Here is a 14840-nt window from a genome sequence, read left to right on the forward strand (position 1 = left end):
TCAGTGCTGTCCCCGCAGGCGGCGCCACAGCAGGCGCGGTGCGCGCCAGAGCATGCCGAAGAACAGGCGGGTGTGCATGCGGCTGATGCGCACGTTGTCGCGCCACACATCGAAGTGCGACACGCCATCGGATGGATAGGTCACGCGCGTGGCCAGGTGCTCGACCGGCAGTTGCCGCCAGTACAGGCGCACCATCACTTCGGTATCGAAATCCATGCGCCGGCCGATGGTCTCTTCGCCGACCAGGCGCAGCACTGGCGGCAGTGGATACACGCGGAAGCCGCACATGGTGTCGCGCAGGTGCAGCGACAGCGTGTTGATCCAGACCCAGATGTGGGTGGCGTAGCGGCCGTACAAACGCGCCTTGGGAACGCTGGCGTCGTAGGCCGGAATGCCACAGATCACCGCCTCGGGATGGGCGCGCGCCGCTTCGATGAAGCGTGGCAGGTCAGCGGTATCGTGCTGGCCGTCGGCATCGATCTGCAGCACGTGGCTGTAGCCACGCGCGCCGGCTTCGGCGAAACCGGCCAGCATCGCCCCGCCCTTGCCCTGGTTGATGTCCAGGCGCAGCAGGTCGACGCCCTGGCGCTGTGCCAGCGAACGCAGTGCTGCCGCGCACGCCTCATGCGAGCCATCGTCGACCAGCAGGCACGGCAGGCCGGCGGCCTGCACGCCGTCGACCACCGCCGCGATGGCATGCTCGTGGTCGTAGACGGGAATCACCACCAGTGGCGCGAACGCGGCACCGGCAACGGCCGGATCAGTCCGCATCGGCGAAGACCACCTTGCCGCTGGCATGCACACCGTGGCTGGAGGTGTAACGGAAGGCCAGCACGCTGCGTGTGGCATCCCAGTCCAGCTGCAGGGTCAGCTCTTCACCCGGGCGGGCCACGTGCTGGAACTTCACCGCATCCATGCGCAGGAATGCTGCCGGCATCGCGAACACCTGGCGGCCAAAACGCACCGCCCAGTCCAGCTGCGCCACGCCGGGGAGGATCGCCGCCTGCGGGAAGTGGCCCTGGAATGGTCGCAGCGCCGGGTCCAGAGTCATCCGCAGCGTGGCGCTGGCAGCATCACGGTGATCCCAGACCGGCACCGGCATCAGCGGCTGGAACAGCGCTGCCAGTGCCGCCTGGGTGACCTTGCCCTGTGCGTTGATCGGCAACGCCGGCACCAGCCGCCAGCGGCGCGGTCGGGTGACCGCGTCATGAGCCTGTGCCAGGCGTGCGCCAAGGCGCTGGCCCAGCGCGCGGCGCGCGGCCTCACCGCCCTCCAGCAGCGTCGGATCGGCCGGTACCACCACCGCGGCCAGCTGCTCGCGCTGCCCGGGCAGCACCAGCACGCGCACGTCATCCACTTCGGCGTCTTCGCGCAGCGCACGTTCCAGCGCATCCAGTGAAACGCGGCGTTCTTCGATCTTGACGATGCGGTCGGCGCGGCCCAGCAGGCGGAAGCGGCCATCGGCCAACGCTTCAACGCGGTCCTGGGTACGCCACCAATCCGGGGTTTCCAGATGTGCGGAGGCCACCGCCAGGCAGCCCTCCTCAATGCGCCACTGCACGCCGGGCAGCGGCTGCCACGGCGGCAGGTCGGTGTCCCAGCGGCGCCAGGCGATGCCGCCGGTCTCGCTGCTGCCATAGACCTCGGTCGGGGCCACGCCCAGCCACTGACGCACCTGGCGTGCGGCTTCTTCCGGCAGCGGGCCGCCAGAGGAGAACACCGCACGCAGGCGGCCATGCAGGCTGGCCCAGTCAAGCTGCTCGGGCAGGCGCTTGAGGTGGGCAGGGGTCGCGACCAGCACCGTGTCGGTACCGGCCAGCGCGCCCACCAGGTCCTCATGGAAGAACCGGCGTGGATGGATCAGGCGGCCGGCGGCCAGCGGCCACAGCACGCGGAACAGCAGGCCATAGATGTGCTGGTGGGACACCGTGCCATGCACCTGCACGCCTTCCAGCTGCGTGCCGAACGCAGCCTGCAGTGCGTCCACCTCGCGCGTCAGCTGGTCCATGCGCTTGTTGATCGCACTGGGCTGTCCGGTGCTGCCGGAGGTGAACACGCACAGCTCGCAGGCGCGCTCGTCCAGCGCCTGAAGACCCTCGTCCGATGTGGCGCCCAGCGCCGCCAGCGGGCGGTAATCGGCGGACACGTCGCCTGCGAAACCACTCACCTGCGGCTGCAGCGCCTGCAGCGTGGCCGGCAGGTTGTCGGCGGCCAGGAACACCCGCTTGCCGGCATGCCAGGCACCGAACAACGCAGCGGCAAAGGCCACCGCATCATCGAAATACAAGGCCCAGTCACGGCCTTCGGCCGCCGCAAACGCGGCGCGCCAGGCCAGTACGCGCTGGCGGAAGCAGGCGTGGTCGATCACCTCGCCATCGCAGACGCCAACGCTTCGATGCGGCCGCGCCTCCAGCAGCAGCCGGTCCAGAGCAATCCACTCAGCCATGCGCGTGCGCCGCCTTCACCCGCCGCCGCACCAGCCACTCACCTGCGAACAACACGCCCATCATCACGTACGCCAACAATCCGTTGTAGAGCATCCAGACCCGGTCCGACGCGTACAGCGCGGTCAGCAGGGCCAGGCTGCCGTTGAGAACGAAGAAGCCGCACCACACCTGGGTGACGCGGCGGGTATAGGCCACCGCGAACGGGGGCAGGTCCGGTTCCTGCAGCCGAGCCAGGCGTTCCACCAGCGGCGGGCCGAAACGCAGGCTGGTGCCGAATACCGCCAGCATCACTGCGTTGACCAGCGCCGGGTACAGCTTCAGCGGCAGGGCCTGGTTGAGCACGGTGGCCAGCACCGCCAGCAGGCCGGTGCCGGCTGCCGCGGCCCACCACAGCGGCTGGCGCGTACTCAGCGCGCGCAGCAGGGCCAGGGTGAACAGCAGCAGCGACAGCCAGCGTGGCTCGAAGCGGCCCATCGCCAGGTACACCAGCACCGGGTAGGCCAGCGAGATCGCAGCCACCACGACCGTGCGTGCGCGTGCCATGGTGGAGCCGCCGGCGCTGCGGTCAGGCTGCTGCCTGGTCCGGCAGCAGCCTGTGCACCACATCGACGATGTCCTGCACGGTACGCACGGCCTTGAACGCTTCCGGCTGCAGGTTGCGGCCGAGCAGCGGCTTGAGCTGCACGATCAGGTCGACCGCGTCGATGCTGTCGATGTCCAGGTCGTCGTACAGGCGGGCCTCCGGGGTGATCCGGGCGGTTTCGATCTCGAAGCTGTCGGTCAGGATGCTGACGATGCGTTCGAACAGTTCATTCTTGGTCATGGCAGGTCCTGGCACCGTTACGACTGGCGGGCGGCGACGAACTCGCCGAGCGCGCGCACGCTGGAGAAATGGCGACGGGTTTCTTCCGAATCGGCCGAGAGGCTCACACCGTACTTCTTCTGCAGCGCCAGGCCCAGCTCCAGCGCGTCGATCGAATCCAGGCCGAGACCCTCGACGAACAGTGGGGCGGTCGGATCGATGTCCTCCGGCGTGATGTCCTCCAGCGAAAGGGAGGAAATGATCAATTCCTTGATCTCGTGCTCAAGTGCTTGCACGGTTCGGATCTCCAGACAGGTCGAAATAACGAGAAAGGTGCTCGGTGACGCGACGGGCTGCCAAGGCATCCCCCCTTGGCGAGTCGTCTTCGGCCAGAAATGGCGCGATCGGGATATCTTCGCCGATCTGCAGCCGAACGTGAAAGCGACGTGAGGGGACACGATACCACTTCTGCCCCTTGGTCAGCGTTGGCGGGCTGCAGGTGATCCGCACCGGGGTGACGTCCAGGCGGCCCCGCACGGCGATGTTGGCGGCCCCGCGCTGCAGCCGTGGTGGCTGCCCTGGCACGCTGCGGGTGCCCTCCGGGAAGATGACCAGGGTGCCGCCGGCATGCACCGCGGCCACGCAGTCATCGACCAGGCCGGCGCCGTCGTCATTGGAGATGTAGCCGGCGGCCCGTACCGGACCGCGCATGAACGGGTTGCAGGCCACGGCCCGCTTGACCACGCAGTCGGCGTTGGGCAGCAGCGAGATCAGGCAGACCACGTCGATCAGGGTCGGGTGGTTGGCCAGCACCAGCAGGCCGTCGCGCTGCAGGCGTTCACCGCCCTCGATCTCGTAGGTCATCACCCCCAGCCCGCGCATCAGCCGCAGATGGCTGGCGAAGGCGGCCTGGACCACGCGGCGGGCCCGGCGGCGGCGGACCACCGGGTCGCGCATCAGCAGCAGCACCGGCATCACCAGCACGCCCAGCAGCAGGCCGCCGAGGCCAAATGCGACAAAGCTCAGGCCGGTGCCAAACACCCGCCAGGCATGGTCGAGGCGGCGCAGCAGCTCAGCCACGGCGGCTCCAGCGCCAGCGCTGGCCGTGGGCCACGTGTTCCAGCGCCGGCGCGCCGGACAACAGGAACCGGTGCAGGTCCAGCGCATGCGGCAGCAGGCCGGGCGCAGTGCTGGCCTGGGCGTCGGCCTGCTGCCACTGCAGCGACAGCGTCGGTCGGCCCTCTGCCGGGGCGGTCAGGCGCCAGCACCAGGCAAAGAACGGGTCGGGTTCGTCGGCGAACGTCGCGTAAATTTCCGGAAGTGGCGACTCATAGACCACCACCCGCACCTCGCGGGCACCGTCGGCCAGCAGGCCGACGGCCTCCAGGCAGGCCGTCTCCACGGTGGCCTGGCCCGCCGCCAGCGCCAGGTAGTTGCCGCGGTGGCCGCGGGCGATCGAGTACAGCGCCGCGATCGCGTTGTGCACAGACAGACCGAATCCGGTCGGCGACAACGGCTCGTCGGCGGCCAACGCACCCAACAGGTCCATCGAGCGGGCGACATCGCCGTGGCGGCTGGCGAACACCAGCGGCACGTCACTGTCGGCGCCCTGCCCGTCCTCGCACCAGCACGCGGCCTGGATCGCCATCCGGCCCAGCCGCTCGATGCGGCGGCGCTGCATCGCCGGCACTTCGGCCAGCGCCGGCGTGTCCGCGCCATGCGGCAGGTACGGCGCATCGGCCCAGCCCAGCCACTGGCTACGCTCACTCAGGCCGGGCGCCCAGGCAGCCCAGTCGACGATGGAGAATTCGATCATTTAGCGATGGTGCTTCAACGGGAGAACGATAGGCACGAGCCATTACAGCGACGCGCGGCGGCCCCCCGTTCCTGCAGCCGTGCGTCCGTCCAGGACGTCGCCGGCTGCCCCCCTGGCCGCCGGAAAGGAGCGCACGCTAGCACGTCCCGCGCAGGGTGTGCAGGTTTCACATTCCCCAACACGGGGCCCGGCAACGGCAGGCCCCGTGTTCAATCGATCAGTGGTAACCGGTGTCGGCGTGCACCTTGCCGCGGAATACCCGGTAGGACCACGCCGTATAGCCGAGGATGACCGGCAGCAATATGACCAGCCCGACCAGCGTGAAGCCCAGCGACGACGCCGGCGCGGCGGCCTGCCACAGGGTCATCGACGGTGGCAGCAGATAAGGCCACATGCCCAGTACCAGGCCGAGGAAGCCGAGCACGAACAGGGCCAGGCTGAGCAGGAACGGCGGCAGGTCACGGCGCGGGTGAGTGGCACTGCGCCACAGCGCGGCGGCCACCACCAGGGTCAGCAGCGGCACCGGTGACAGCCACCAGAAGTTGCCGTCGCTGAACCAGCGATCCATCAACCGCGAATCGAGGAACGGCAGCCAGCTGCTCACAAGGCCCATCGCCGCGATCACCGCCACCACCAGTGGCCGGGTCATCTGCCGCGCCAGCGCCTGCACGCGCCCCTCGGTCTTCAGGATCAGCCAGGTGCTGCCCAGCAGCGCATAGCCGGCCACCAGCGCGGCACCGGTCAGCATCGCGAACGGGCTGAACCAGGCAAACGGCCCGCCCTGATAGACACCGTCCACCAGCGGGATGCCCTGCACCAGGGTGCCGAGGATCACGCCCTGGGCAAACGTGGCCAACAACGAACCGAGGCCGAACGCCACGCTCCACAGCCGGCGCGATCGATGCGCCTTGAAGCGGAACTCGAAGGCCACACCGCGGAACACCAGCGCCACCACCAGCAGCAGCACCGGCAGGTACAGCGCCGACAGCAGCACCGCATACGCCTTTGGGAACGCCGCCAGCAGGCCGGCGCCACCGAGCACCAGCCAGGTCTCGTTGCCGTCCCAGATCGGCGCGGCGGTGTTCATCATCAGGTCCAGCTGTTCCTCGTCCTCGGCGAACGGGGCAAGGATGCCGATGCCGAGCACGAAGCCGTCCAGCACCACGTACATCAGCACGCCGAAGCCGATCACCGCGAACCACGCCACCGGCAGCCAGGTCATCAGGTCCATGTCAGCGCTCCTCCAGCGGTTCATCGGCCGCCGACAACGGACGCGCCGGGGTGTGGCTGCCGTGGTCCAGCGACGGCCCCTCGGCATACGGCTGCGGCCCATGGCGCAGGATCTTCACCAGGTACCAGATGCCCCAGCCGAACACGAAGGCATAGCCAACCACATAGACACCCAGCGACAACGCAGTCATCCACGCACTCTGCGGGCCGACCGCATCAGCGGTGCGCAGCACGCCATACACCACCCACGGCTGGCGCCCCATCTCGGTGACGAACCAGCCCGACAGAAGAGCGATGAAGCCGCTCGGCAGCATCCAGTTCCAGCCGCGCAGCAGCCACGGCGAATCCAGCAGCTTCTTCCGCCAGAGCTGGAACGCTGACACCCAGGCCAGCAGCAGCATCAACGTGCCCAGCCCGACCATGATGCGGAAGGCAAAGAACACTGGCGTCACCGGCGGCCGCTCGCTGGCCGGCACCGAGGTGAGCGGATCGAAGGTGCCGTCCAGGCTGTGGGTGAGGATCACGCTGCCCAGCTTCGGAATCGCCACTTCGAAGTCGTTGCGCTCTTCCTTCTCGTTCGGCAGCGCGAACACCACCAGCGGCACGCCCTCGCCTTCCTGGGTTTCATGCCAGTGCGCTTCCATCGCCGCGATCTTCATCGGCTGATGCTTGAGCGTGTTCAGTCCATGCATGTCGCCGACGAAGATCTGTACCGGCACGGTCAGTGCGGCGAACGCCACCGCCGCGATCAGCATGCGCCGTCCGGCCTCGACATGTGTGCCCTTGCGCAGGTACCACGCGCCGACGCCACCGATCACGAAACAGGTGGTGATGAACGAGCCCAGCGCCATGTGGGCCAGGCGATAGGGGAACGAGGGGTTGAACACCACCTGCCACCAGTCCACCGGATGCACGATGCCGTTGACCATCTCGTAGCCGGCCGGTGTATGCAGCCAGCTGTTGGACGACAGGATCCAGAACGTGGAGAACAGCGTGCCCAGCGCCACCATGCAGGTGGAGAAGAAATGCAGGCGCGGCGAGACCCGGCCCCAGCCGAACATCATCACGCCGAGGAAGCTGGCTTCCAGGAAGAACGCGGTCAGCACCTCATAGGTCAGCAACGGACCGATGACCGTACCGGCCACCTCGCTCAATCGTGGCCAGTTGGTGCCGAACTGGAAGGCCATGACGATGCCGCTGACTACGCCCATGCCGAACGACACGGCGAAGATCTTCTGCCAGAAGAAATACAGCTCGCGCCACACGGGCAACTTCGTGCGCAGCCACCGCCATTCGATGAAGGCCAGCCAGCTGGCCGTACCGATGGTGAAGGCGGGGAACAGCACGTGGAAACTGATGACGAATCCGAACTGGATCCGGGACAACAACAACGCGTCCAAGGGACGCCTCCTGCCAGCTGCCGGTGGGATACCGCACCACTTTAGGTGGATATTGTTAAAACGGGATGCGACCGGGTGACGCGCTGCTTCACTTTGTCGCAGGGAAGCTGGATGACAGAATGAACGGGCTACAGGGGCTTCAGCAAGGTCAAGGGCGGCTCCTTGGCGATTCGCAGGGCCCGGGGTACCAATGCAGTCAAGCAGGCCGCCATCACCAGTACGACAGCGCTCGATATCGAGAACCACAGTGAACCTGTGATGCCATCCTGTGGCGGCCCTATCCACTGCAACGACAACGCGCCGAGCAGGGCGCCCAGTGTGGTGAACAGTGAAACTTCGAACATGATTTCGGCAAAGATCACTGAGCCGCGAGCACCGAGTGTCCGTCGAACCCCAATGGAGTGCCGGCGCCGATCAAGCCAGGCGCCTACGACTCCGGAAACCCCGGCCATCAGCACACCGAGAACGATGGCCGTCATGACCGCGAGCACGGTCGTAGCGAAGCGATCAGCTTTGACGTAGGCGTCGCGATATCCCGCCAGCGTCTCGACACCGGTCGAATTCACGATCCGATAGGGCCGCTGCAGCGCATCGACAGTGCGATCAAGCGATGAACGATCAACCTCCGACTTCCACTTCGCCAGATAATAGCGACTGGCGCCCGTGGGAAGGCCCGGAAGCAGCGCCCACTGCGAGTCCCGCTCATTGCCTCCTGGTGCCGGTCCAGCAACAGACGCAAATACGCCCACGATGACCCGGCTGCTGCCGGGGCCGAAATACAGGTGGCGGCCAACAGCACTCTCCGTTCCGAACAGACGGGCAGCCAGCGCTTCACTGATCAGCACTATCGGAGCACCTTCAGCCATGTCGTCCTCTGTGGCATCCCGTCCCAGGACGATTCCCGCGCCCAGCATCGCCAGCAAGCCAGAGCTGGCAGTTGCCACGGGAATGCGATCACATCCAGCAACGTCTGTCGTACCCGCGTTCATCGAGTACGCCATGGCCGACTCGCTGGTGCACACGCCGTATCGATGGGCTCTTCCCCCGAACGGAACAGCGTCGCTCACAACCGTGTCCTGAACACCGGGCAGCCGGATCGCGGACAGGTCTGCCCGCAGCACTGCAGCATCAGCGCCTTCTTCGACATCCGAGACCCTGACCACACCAATCGATACTGCGTCCCGGATGCTGCGGGTGTTCAATCTGGCGAAGCTGTCCAGCACAGATTGCAGTGCGAACGCACATGCCAGGCTTGCAAGCGCAGCCTGCACTGCAAGCAGTGCGGCGCTTCCCAGATGTCGTCGAGTCTCCCTCATTGATTCGAACATTTCAGGCAGCCCCCTTCGCGAAGGCACTCGACAGTGAGCTGACCCTGCAGATTCCAAACGATGGGACCAATGAACAGAGCAGCGTCGTGACGACTCCCAGACCAACCGCCATCAGCACTGCTCCGGCATGCATCGCTGTTATCGCGCTGGGCAGAACGTCTCCCGCAGCAACCACCCGGATTCCCAGCGTATAGGTGACGACAGCGAGCGCACTGCTTGCGACGCCCGCCGCGATGGATTCCCACATGAGCTGGATGAACACGTCTCGGCGTCGCGCTCCCAGTGCACGTCGAATCGCGAGCTCCCGCCGACGGCGCCCCAGACTGAAGCTCAGCAGCGCCGCCGCGTTGACGATGCACACGCCGAGAAGGATCAGCGACAACCGAAGCTGCATCCTGGCCTGCTCCGGAACCAATCCCAGCCTGTCCAGCCAATCCATCAACGGCCAGAGTGCCACCTGCTGGGCGCCTGGCTCGATCCGAAGCCCCTTCTCCTGCGCATAGGCGTTCAGATTCGCGCGGTAAGCGGCGACATCATCTGCGGTGGGCAGCCACGCCCACAATTGAAGCCAGGAAACATTGGCCCCTGCAGGATCCGTGTCCTGGTCACCACCCCAGATCGCCGTCCCGTCCACAACAGTCAGTTTGTCTGCGATTGCGGTTTCAACCGGCAGGTAGATCTCGTCAGGTTCCACAAACGGCCTGCGTGTGAGATCTCCCTGAAACATTGGCACCGGATGCCAATCCTCCGCGACACCCACCACGGTGTAGGCGCGTCTACCCAGTTCCAACCGATGACCAACGCAGTCCTGTGCACACTCGCGCGCTGCGAGCGCACGCGACAGAACCACGATTCGGCTCGCAGCATGCCCCTCCTCGGCGGTCCATGCGCGCCCTTGAACAACGGCAATGCCAAGGACACTGAAGACTTCGGACGTGGCGAACCTGGCACGCAGTCTTGCGCTGGGCTCTCCCGGCCGGGAGAGCGTCACCGCGCCCCCTGCCATTGCTGCCTGCTTCCACGTCCGGCCTTGGTTCAGAAGCACCTTCGCGTCTGGCCAGGTCAGTGCCTGGCCAGGATCCGGAGAGCCACTGCGCAGTGCATCTGGACGCGCGTCAAGGTAGGGGCGGAACAATGCCGAGCTCCGGCCTGGAGCGGGATCCGACGATGCCTGGAGAACAATGGAAAGCATCACGGTGGTGATCCCTACCCCCGCACCCAGCATGAGAGCGATTGCCAGATGAGTGCCGATTCGCTGCTTGAATCGGGCGAGCGAAAGCTGGATGTAGTAGAGCATCATCCAACTGCATCCGGCATTGGCTTACTCGCGCACCTGTCCATGTGATTCTCACTCCATACCCCTGGAAACTGATGGTTGAGAATCTCTGATTGTGAAACTGCGCCTCAAGTGGAGACATGGAATTTGCAACTTTCCTCAGGAAACACACGCAGCTCGTAGGTCCTGGATAGAGCCACCGACACTGATGACGAGACCGAGGTGACGGAATCTGACGCGGAAGACCAACTGTCGATTTGCAGACAACGCCCGATGCCTGGCCATCTGATCGGGTGTTGGAGGAAAAAGCGTCCAGAATCAGGTGCAGGCGTCAGTGCTTTCCTAGACCCAGAAATACCAGACAGCCGCCGCCACCAACGCCCCCAGCAACACCACCTGCACCACCACATAGCCCACGCCACTGTCACGCGACTCTGCGGCAATGCGCTTCTGCAGCGCCTCGCTCACATCCGGCGTTTCTTCCTGTTGCGTCTGCTCACGCAACGCCTGCGCCAGCGCGCGTTCTTCCGCATCGCGAGGGTCAGTCGATGGGCTCACAGCAATTCTCCGGCGGCGGCATGCCGCGTCAGTTCCTGCTTCAGGACCTGGCGCGCGCGGTGCAGGTGGATCTTGATGGTACCGCGTGCCAGCCCGGTCACCTGCTCGATCTCGGCCAGGTCGAAGTCCTCCAGATAGTGCAGGCCGACAATCAATCGTTGCGGTGCACTCAACCGCTCCAGCGCGATGCCAAGATGGCGGCCGGCCTGCAGCGCCTCGCTGAATTCGGCCGGCCCCGGGCCTTCATCGCCGATCCCCAGTTCCTCCGGCACCTCCACCGCCACCATCCATTGCGCCTCCAGCCGCCGCCGGCGCAGGTGCTGCAGCGCGGAGGTGTAGGCCACCCGGGAAACCCAGGTGCGCAGCGAGGATTCAAAGCGAAACCGGTGCAGCTGGCGGAACACGGCCAGGAAGGTCTCCTGCAGCAGGTCGGCCACCTGGTCGCGGTCGCCGACCATGCGCCCGATCACATGCGCGCAGGTGCGCTGGTGGGTCTCGACCAGCTGCGAAAACGCCGCCTGCGAGCCATCGATGATGGCCCGTACCAGGGCCTGGTCCGCATCCAGCGGTTCAACAGCCGGTGCGGCCGCTGCTGTGTCCTGCCGGTCACGACCCCTCAATGCCGACAGTGCGTCGCCAAGCAGGCTCATGTGCGGGGCGCCCCCTGTGCCCGTGGCATGTCCTGGCTCAGCCCTTGCGCGCGACGGGACGGGTGAAGTGCCAGGCCAGCAGCTGGCCGAGGCCGGCACTGCCCACCATTGCGGCAGCGGCACCGAAGGTCAGGTCACGGGCACCGATGGCTTCCAGCAGGGCCATGGCCAGCGCCAGGCAGACCAGGCTGATGCCCCAGCGCAATGCGCCTTGGCGGCGGCGCTCTTCCTCCAGCATGGCCAGCGAGCGGATCACTTCCTCCGGCACATGGGGAGCGACCAGTTTGCTGCGGGCGCGGGCATCGGCAATGGCGTGGATCGCGTAGGCGATGCAGATGAAGAGGGTGATCGGGATCAGTTCCTGCATGGTCGGGCTCCTGTTCGGTGGATGATGCGGGTTCAGGAGAATGGATGCGCAAGCCCGGCAACCGGTTGCACCACTTTGCCAATCCCGCTGCCATGACCTGTGGCCCCCTCCCCCGGCCCGGGCGGCTGCTACCCTTGCCCGGTTTCCTCTACTGGTGCTGTCCGCCCATGTCCCGAGTGCTGCCCCTGTCCCTCCTGCTGTCGGCCGTGCTGGCCGCACCGGCTGCGCATGCCGCGCCGACGCCGATCACCATCGAACAGGCCATGGCCGACCCGGACTGGATCGGTCCGCCGGTCGAGAAGGCCTGGTGGTCGTGGAACAGCCAGCAGGTGGAATACCAGCTCAAGCGCAGCGGCAGCCCGGTGCGCGATACCTTCCGCCAGCCGGTGGCGGGTGGCGTGGCCGCACAGGTGGCCGATGACCAGCGCGGCACCCTGGACGTGGCCGAGCCGGTCTACGACCGCAGCCGCAGCCGCAGCGCCTTCGTCCGCAATGGCGACGTGTTCGTGCGCGACCTGCGCAGCGGCGCGCTGACGCAGCTGACCCGCAGCAACGAGCGCGCGGGCAACGTGAACTTCGCCGCCGACAATGGCGTGATCTGGCGCGTCGGCCAGAACTGGTTCCACTGGACCGCCGCCAGCGGCGTGCAGCAGGTGGCCAGCCTGAAGGCCGAAAAGGACCCACGTACGCCGCCGAAGGCCGACGTGCTGCGCGACCAGCAGCTGCGCACGCTGGAAACCCTTCGCCGCGACCGTGACCAGCGCGAAGCACTGAAGGACCAGGACCAGCGCTGGCGCCAGGCTGACCCGACCCGCGCGCCGGGCCCGGTGTACCTGGGCGCCGACGTGGAGATCGCCGACAGCGTGCTGTCGCCTGACCTGACCCACCTGGTCGTGGTGACCAAGCCGAAGGACTTCGATGACGGCCGTGGCGGCAAGATGCCGCTGTACGTGACCGAGTCGGGCTACGAGGAAACCGAAGACACCCGCACCCGCGTCGGCCGTAACGGCTTCGAGCCGCACACGCTGTGGTACGTGGACGTGCGCACCGGCAAGGCCGAGAAAGTCTCGCTGGCCGGCCTGCCGGGCATCAGCACCGATCCGCTGGCCGAGCTGCGCCGCAAGGCCGGCAAGGACGCGCTGAAGGGCGAGCGCAGCCTGCAGGTGATGAGCGACTTCATGGGCGGTGGCATCCGCTGGAGCCCCGATGGCCAGCAGGCCGCGGTGATGCTGCGTGCCAACGACAACAAGGACCGCTGGATCATCAGCGTCAACGCTACCGATGGCCGCGTGCAGAACCGCCATCGCCTGACCGACAGCGGCTGGATCAACTGGGGCTTCAACGATTTCGGCTGGATGGCCGATGGCCGCACGCTGTGGCTGCTGTCCGAGGAATCGGGCTTCTCGCACCTGTACACCCAGGCCGGCACAGCCAAGCCGCAGGCGCTGACCAGCGGCAAGTGGGAAACCTCGGCGCCGGTGCCGTCGGCCGATGGCAAGGGCTTCTATTTCCTGTGCAACCAGCAGGCACCGCATGACTACGAAGTCTGCGCGGTGGACACCGGCAACCGCCAGGTGCGCGAGCTGACCAGCCTCAACGGCGTGGAAGACTTCTCGTTGTCGCCGGACGGCCAGCAGCTGCTGGTGCGCTATTCCGGTGCCTACCTGCCGCCGCAGCTGGCCGTGCTGCCGAGCACCGGTGGCCAGGCCCGCGTACTGACCGACACCCGCACTGCCGACTACAAGGCGCGCCAGTGGATCCAGCCGAAGCTGGTGGCGGTGCCGTCCAAGCACGGTGCCGGCGTGGTCTGGGCCAAGTACTACGAACCGGAAAACAAGGAACCCGGCAAAAAGTACCCGATCGTGATGTTCGTGCACGGTGCCGGCTACCTGCAGAACGTGCACCAGCGCTACCCGGCCTACTTCCGCGAGCAGATGTTCCACAACCTGCTGGTGCAGAAGGGCTACATCGTGCTGGACATGGATTACCGTGGCAGCGAGGGCTACGGCCGCGACTGGCGAACGGCGATCTACCGCAACATGGGCCACCCGGAACTGGAAGACTACAAGGACGGCCTGGACTGGCTGGTCGATACCCAGCAGGGTGACCGCGATCATGCCGGCATCTACGGCGGTTCCTACGGCGGCTTCATGACCTTCATGGCCCTGTTCCGCTCGCCGGGCACGTTCAAGGCCGGCGCCGCGCTGCGCCCGGTGGTCGACTGGCACCAGTACAACCACGGCTATACCAGCAACATCCTCAACACCCCGGACATCGATCCGGAGGCGTACCGCGTGTCCTCGCCGATCGAGTACGCGCAGAACCTGCAGGACAACCTGCTGATCGCCCACGGCATGATGGATGACAACGTGTTCTTCCAGGACTCGGTGAACCTCACCCAGCGCCTGATCGAACTGCACAAGGACAACTGGTCGATCGCACCGTACCCGCTGGAGCGCCACGGCTACGTGCGCGCCGATTCCTGGCTGGACCAGTACAAGCGCATCCTCAAGCTGTTCGAGCAGAACCTGAAGTGAGCAACGCCGCGGCCACGATCCACATCGTGGCCGCGGTCATCCTGGATGACCGCGGCCGGGCGCTGGTGGTGCGCAAGCACGGCGCCAGCCGCTTCATCCAGCCGGGCGGCAAGCCCGAACCCGGCGAAGCACCGCTGCAGGCGCTGGCCCGCGAGCTGGACGAGGAACTCGCCGTGCAGCTGCGCACCGATGCCTCCATCGCGCTGGGCCACTTCGAGGACTGGGCGGTGAACGAACCCGGTCACCGCGTGCAGGCACAGGCATGGTGGGTGCGGGTGGACGGCATGCCACAGGCACGCGCGGAGATCGCCGAACTGGCCTGGGTACCGCTGCAGCCGCCGCACGGCCTGCCCTTGGCACCGCTGAGCGAACACCATATCCTGCCGGCCGTCGCCACCCGGGTGACGGCCCGCTGATCGCGCGGGTGAC

The 14840-nt window shown here is 66.6% G+C and carries 16 protein-coding genes; 2 read left to right on the forward strand and 14 right to left on the reverse strand.

Annotation, left to right across the window (positions count from 1 at the left end):
* The 14 genes from SMAL_RS19905 to SMAL_RS19970 all read right to left on the reverse strand — a co-directional run bounded on the left by SMAL_RS19905 (position 1) and on the right by SMAL_RS19970 (position 11874).
* Positions 1-771, reverse strand: a complete 771-nt coding sequence (locus SMAL_RS19905; RefSeq protein ID WP_012512471.1) for a glycosyltransferase family 2 protein — start codon at positions 769-771, stop codon at positions 1-3.
* Positions 761-2446, reverse strand: coding sequence for an ApeI family dehydratase (locus SMAL_RS19910; protein WP_012512472.1), 1686 nt, complete (start codon positions 2444-2446; stop codon positions 761-763). The genes SMAL_RS19905 and SMAL_RS19910 overlap by 11 nt, the downstream gene beginning before the upstream one ends.
* Entirely contained in the window at positions 2439-2990 is a 552-nt protein-coding gene (locus SMAL_RS19915; protein WP_012512473.1) for a COG4648 family protein, read from the reverse strand. The genes SMAL_RS19910 and SMAL_RS19915 overlap by 8 nt, the downstream gene beginning before the upstream one ends.
* A 22-nt stretch (positions 2991-3012) precedes the next feature.
* Positions 3013-3270 carry an acyl carrier protein gene (locus SMAL_RS19920; protein ID WP_006402206.1) on the reverse strand — a complete coding sequence of 86 codons (258 nt, stop codon included), beginning with the start codon at positions 3268-3270 and terminating at the stop codon, positions 3013-3015.
* A gap of 17 nt (positions 3271-3287) precedes the next feature.
* The gene (locus tag SMAL_RS19925; RefSeq protein WP_005411610.1) at positions 3288-3545 is read right to left on the reverse strand and encodes a phosphopantetheine-binding protein; all 258 of its coding nucleotides are present in this window, start codon (positions 3543-3545) and stop codon (positions 3288-3290) included.
* Entirely contained in the window at positions 3532-4329 is a 798-nt protein-coding gene (locus SMAL_RS19930) for a lysophospholipid acyltransferase family protein (protein ID WP_006402207.1), read from the reverse strand. The genes SMAL_RS19925 and SMAL_RS19930 overlap by 14 nt, the downstream gene beginning before the upstream one ends.
* A complete protein-coding gene (locus SMAL_RS19935; RefSeq protein WP_012512474.1) occupies positions 4322-5065 on the reverse strand; it encodes a beta-ketoacyl synthase chain length factor in 744 nt (247 codons plus the stop codon). Before SMAL_RS19935 ends, SMAL_RS19930 begins: the two co-directional genes overlap by 8 nt.
* 217 nt (positions 5066-5282) lie before the next feature.
* Complete coding sequence (gene cydB / locus SMAL_RS19940) at positions 5283-6296, reverse strand: cytochrome d ubiquinol oxidase subunit II (RefSeq protein ID WP_012512475.1); 1014 nt, start codon at positions 6294-6296, stop codon at positions 5283-5285.
* Position 6297: 1 nt separating this feature from the next.
* Positions 6298-7695, reverse strand: a complete 1398-nt coding sequence (locus tag SMAL_RS19945; RefSeq protein ID WP_012512476.1) for a cytochrome ubiquinol oxidase subunit I — start codon at positions 7693-7695, stop codon at positions 6298-6300.
* A gap of 128 nt (positions 7696-7823) precedes the next feature.
* Positions 7824-9011, reverse strand: coding sequence for an ABC transporter permease (locus SMAL_RS19950; RefSeq protein WP_232273999.1), 1188 nt, complete (start codon positions 9009-9011; stop codon positions 7824-7826).
* Positions 9012-9024: 13 nt separating this feature from the next.
* Positions 9025-10320, reverse strand: a complete 1296-nt coding sequence (locus SMAL_RS19955; protein ID WP_232274000.1) for an ABC transporter permease — start codon at positions 10318-10320, stop codon at positions 9025-9027.
* Positions 10321-10641: 321 nt separating this feature from the next.
* Positions 10642-10857, reverse strand: a complete 216-nt coding sequence (locus SMAL_RS19960; protein WP_012512479.1) for a hypothetical protein — start codon at positions 10855-10857, stop codon at positions 10642-10644.
* Positions 10854-11507, reverse strand: coding sequence for an RNA polymerase sigma factor (locus SMAL_RS19965; RefSeq protein ID WP_012512480.1), 654 nt, complete (start codon positions 11505-11507; stop codon positions 10854-10856). Before SMAL_RS19965 ends, SMAL_RS19960 begins: the two co-directional genes overlap by 4 nt.
* A gap of 37 nt (positions 11508-11544) precedes the next feature.
* A complete protein-coding gene (locus SMAL_RS19970; RefSeq protein WP_012512481.1) occupies positions 11545-11874 on the reverse strand; it encodes a hypothetical protein in 330 nt (109 codons plus the stop codon).
* Positions 11875-12041: 167 nt separating this feature from the next.
* Here SMAL_RS19970 and SMAL_RS19975 point away from each other — a divergent pair, with 167 nt between their 5' ends.
* Both SMAL_RS19975 and SMAL_RS19980 read left to right on the forward strand, forming a co-directional pair.
* On the forward strand, positions 12042-14411 hold the full coding sequence (locus SMAL_RS19975) for a S9 family peptidase (RefSeq protein ID WP_012512482.1): 2370 nt from the start codon (positions 12042-12044) through the stop codon (positions 14409-14411).
* Positions 14408-14827, forward strand: coding sequence for an NUDIX hydrolase (locus tag SMAL_RS19980; RefSeq protein ID WP_012512483.1), 420 nt, complete (start codon positions 14408-14410; stop codon positions 14825-14827). The genes SMAL_RS19975 and SMAL_RS19980 overlap by 4 nt, the downstream gene beginning before the upstream one ends.
* Positions 14828-14840 lie beyond the last annotated feature (13 nt).

It is taken from the genome of Stenotrophomonas maltophilia R551-3 (assembly GCF_000020665.1).
Taxonomy (GTDB): domain Bacteria; phylum Pseudomonadota; class Gammaproteobacteria; order Xanthomonadales; family Xanthomonadaceae; genus Stenotrophomonas; species Stenotrophomonas maltophilia_L.

What these genes read in the sequence shown, in the direction of transcription:
- SMAL_RS19905 (WP_012512471.1), bottom strand. Translation starts at nt 771, where the DNA reads ATGCGGACTGATCCGGCCGTTGCCGGTGCCGCGTTCGCGCCACTGGTG.
- SMAL_RS19910 (WP_012512472.1), bottom strand. Translation starts at nt 2,446, where the DNA reads ATGGCTGAGTGGATTGCTCTGGACCGGCTGCTGCTGGAGGCGCGGCCG.
- SMAL_RS19915 (WP_012512473.1), bottom strand. Translation starts at nt 2,990, where the DNA reads ATGGCACGCGCACGCACGGTCGTGGTGGCTGCGATCTCGCTGGCCTAC.
- SMAL_RS19920 (WP_006402206.1), bottom strand. Translation starts at nt 3,270, where the DNA reads ATGACCAAGAATGAACTGTTCGAACGCATCGTCAGCATCCTGACCGAC.
- SMAL_RS19935 (WP_012512474.1), bottom strand. Translation starts at nt 5,065, where the DNA reads ATGATCGAATTCTCCATCGTCGACTGGGCTGCCTGGGCGCCCGGCCTG.
- cydB (WP_012512475.1), bottom strand. Translation starts at nt 6,296, where the DNA reads ATGGACCTGATGACCTGGCTGCCGGTGGCGTGGTTCGCGGTGATCGGC.
- SMAL_RS19950 (WP_232273999.1), bottom strand. Translation starts at nt 9,011, where the DNA reads ATGAGGGAGACTCGACGACATCTGGGAAGCGCCGCACTGCTTGCAGTG.
- SMAL_RS19955 (WP_232274000.1), bottom strand. Translation starts at nt 10,320, where the DNA reads ATGCTCTACTACATCCAGCTTTCGCTCGCCCGATTCAAGCAGCGAATC.
- SMAL_RS19965 (WP_012512480.1), bottom strand. Translation starts at nt 11,507, where the DNA reads ATGAGCCTGCTTGGCGACGCACTGTCGGCATTGAGGGGTCGTGACCGG.
- SMAL_RS19970 (WP_012512481.1), bottom strand. Translation starts at nt 11,874, where the DNA reads ATGCAGGAACTGATCCCGATCACCCTCTTCATCTGCATCGCCTACGCG.
- SMAL_RS19975 (WP_012512482.1), top strand. Translation starts at nt 12,042, where the DNA reads ATGTCCCGAGTGCTGCCCCTGTCCCTCCTGCTGTCGGCCGTGCTGGCC.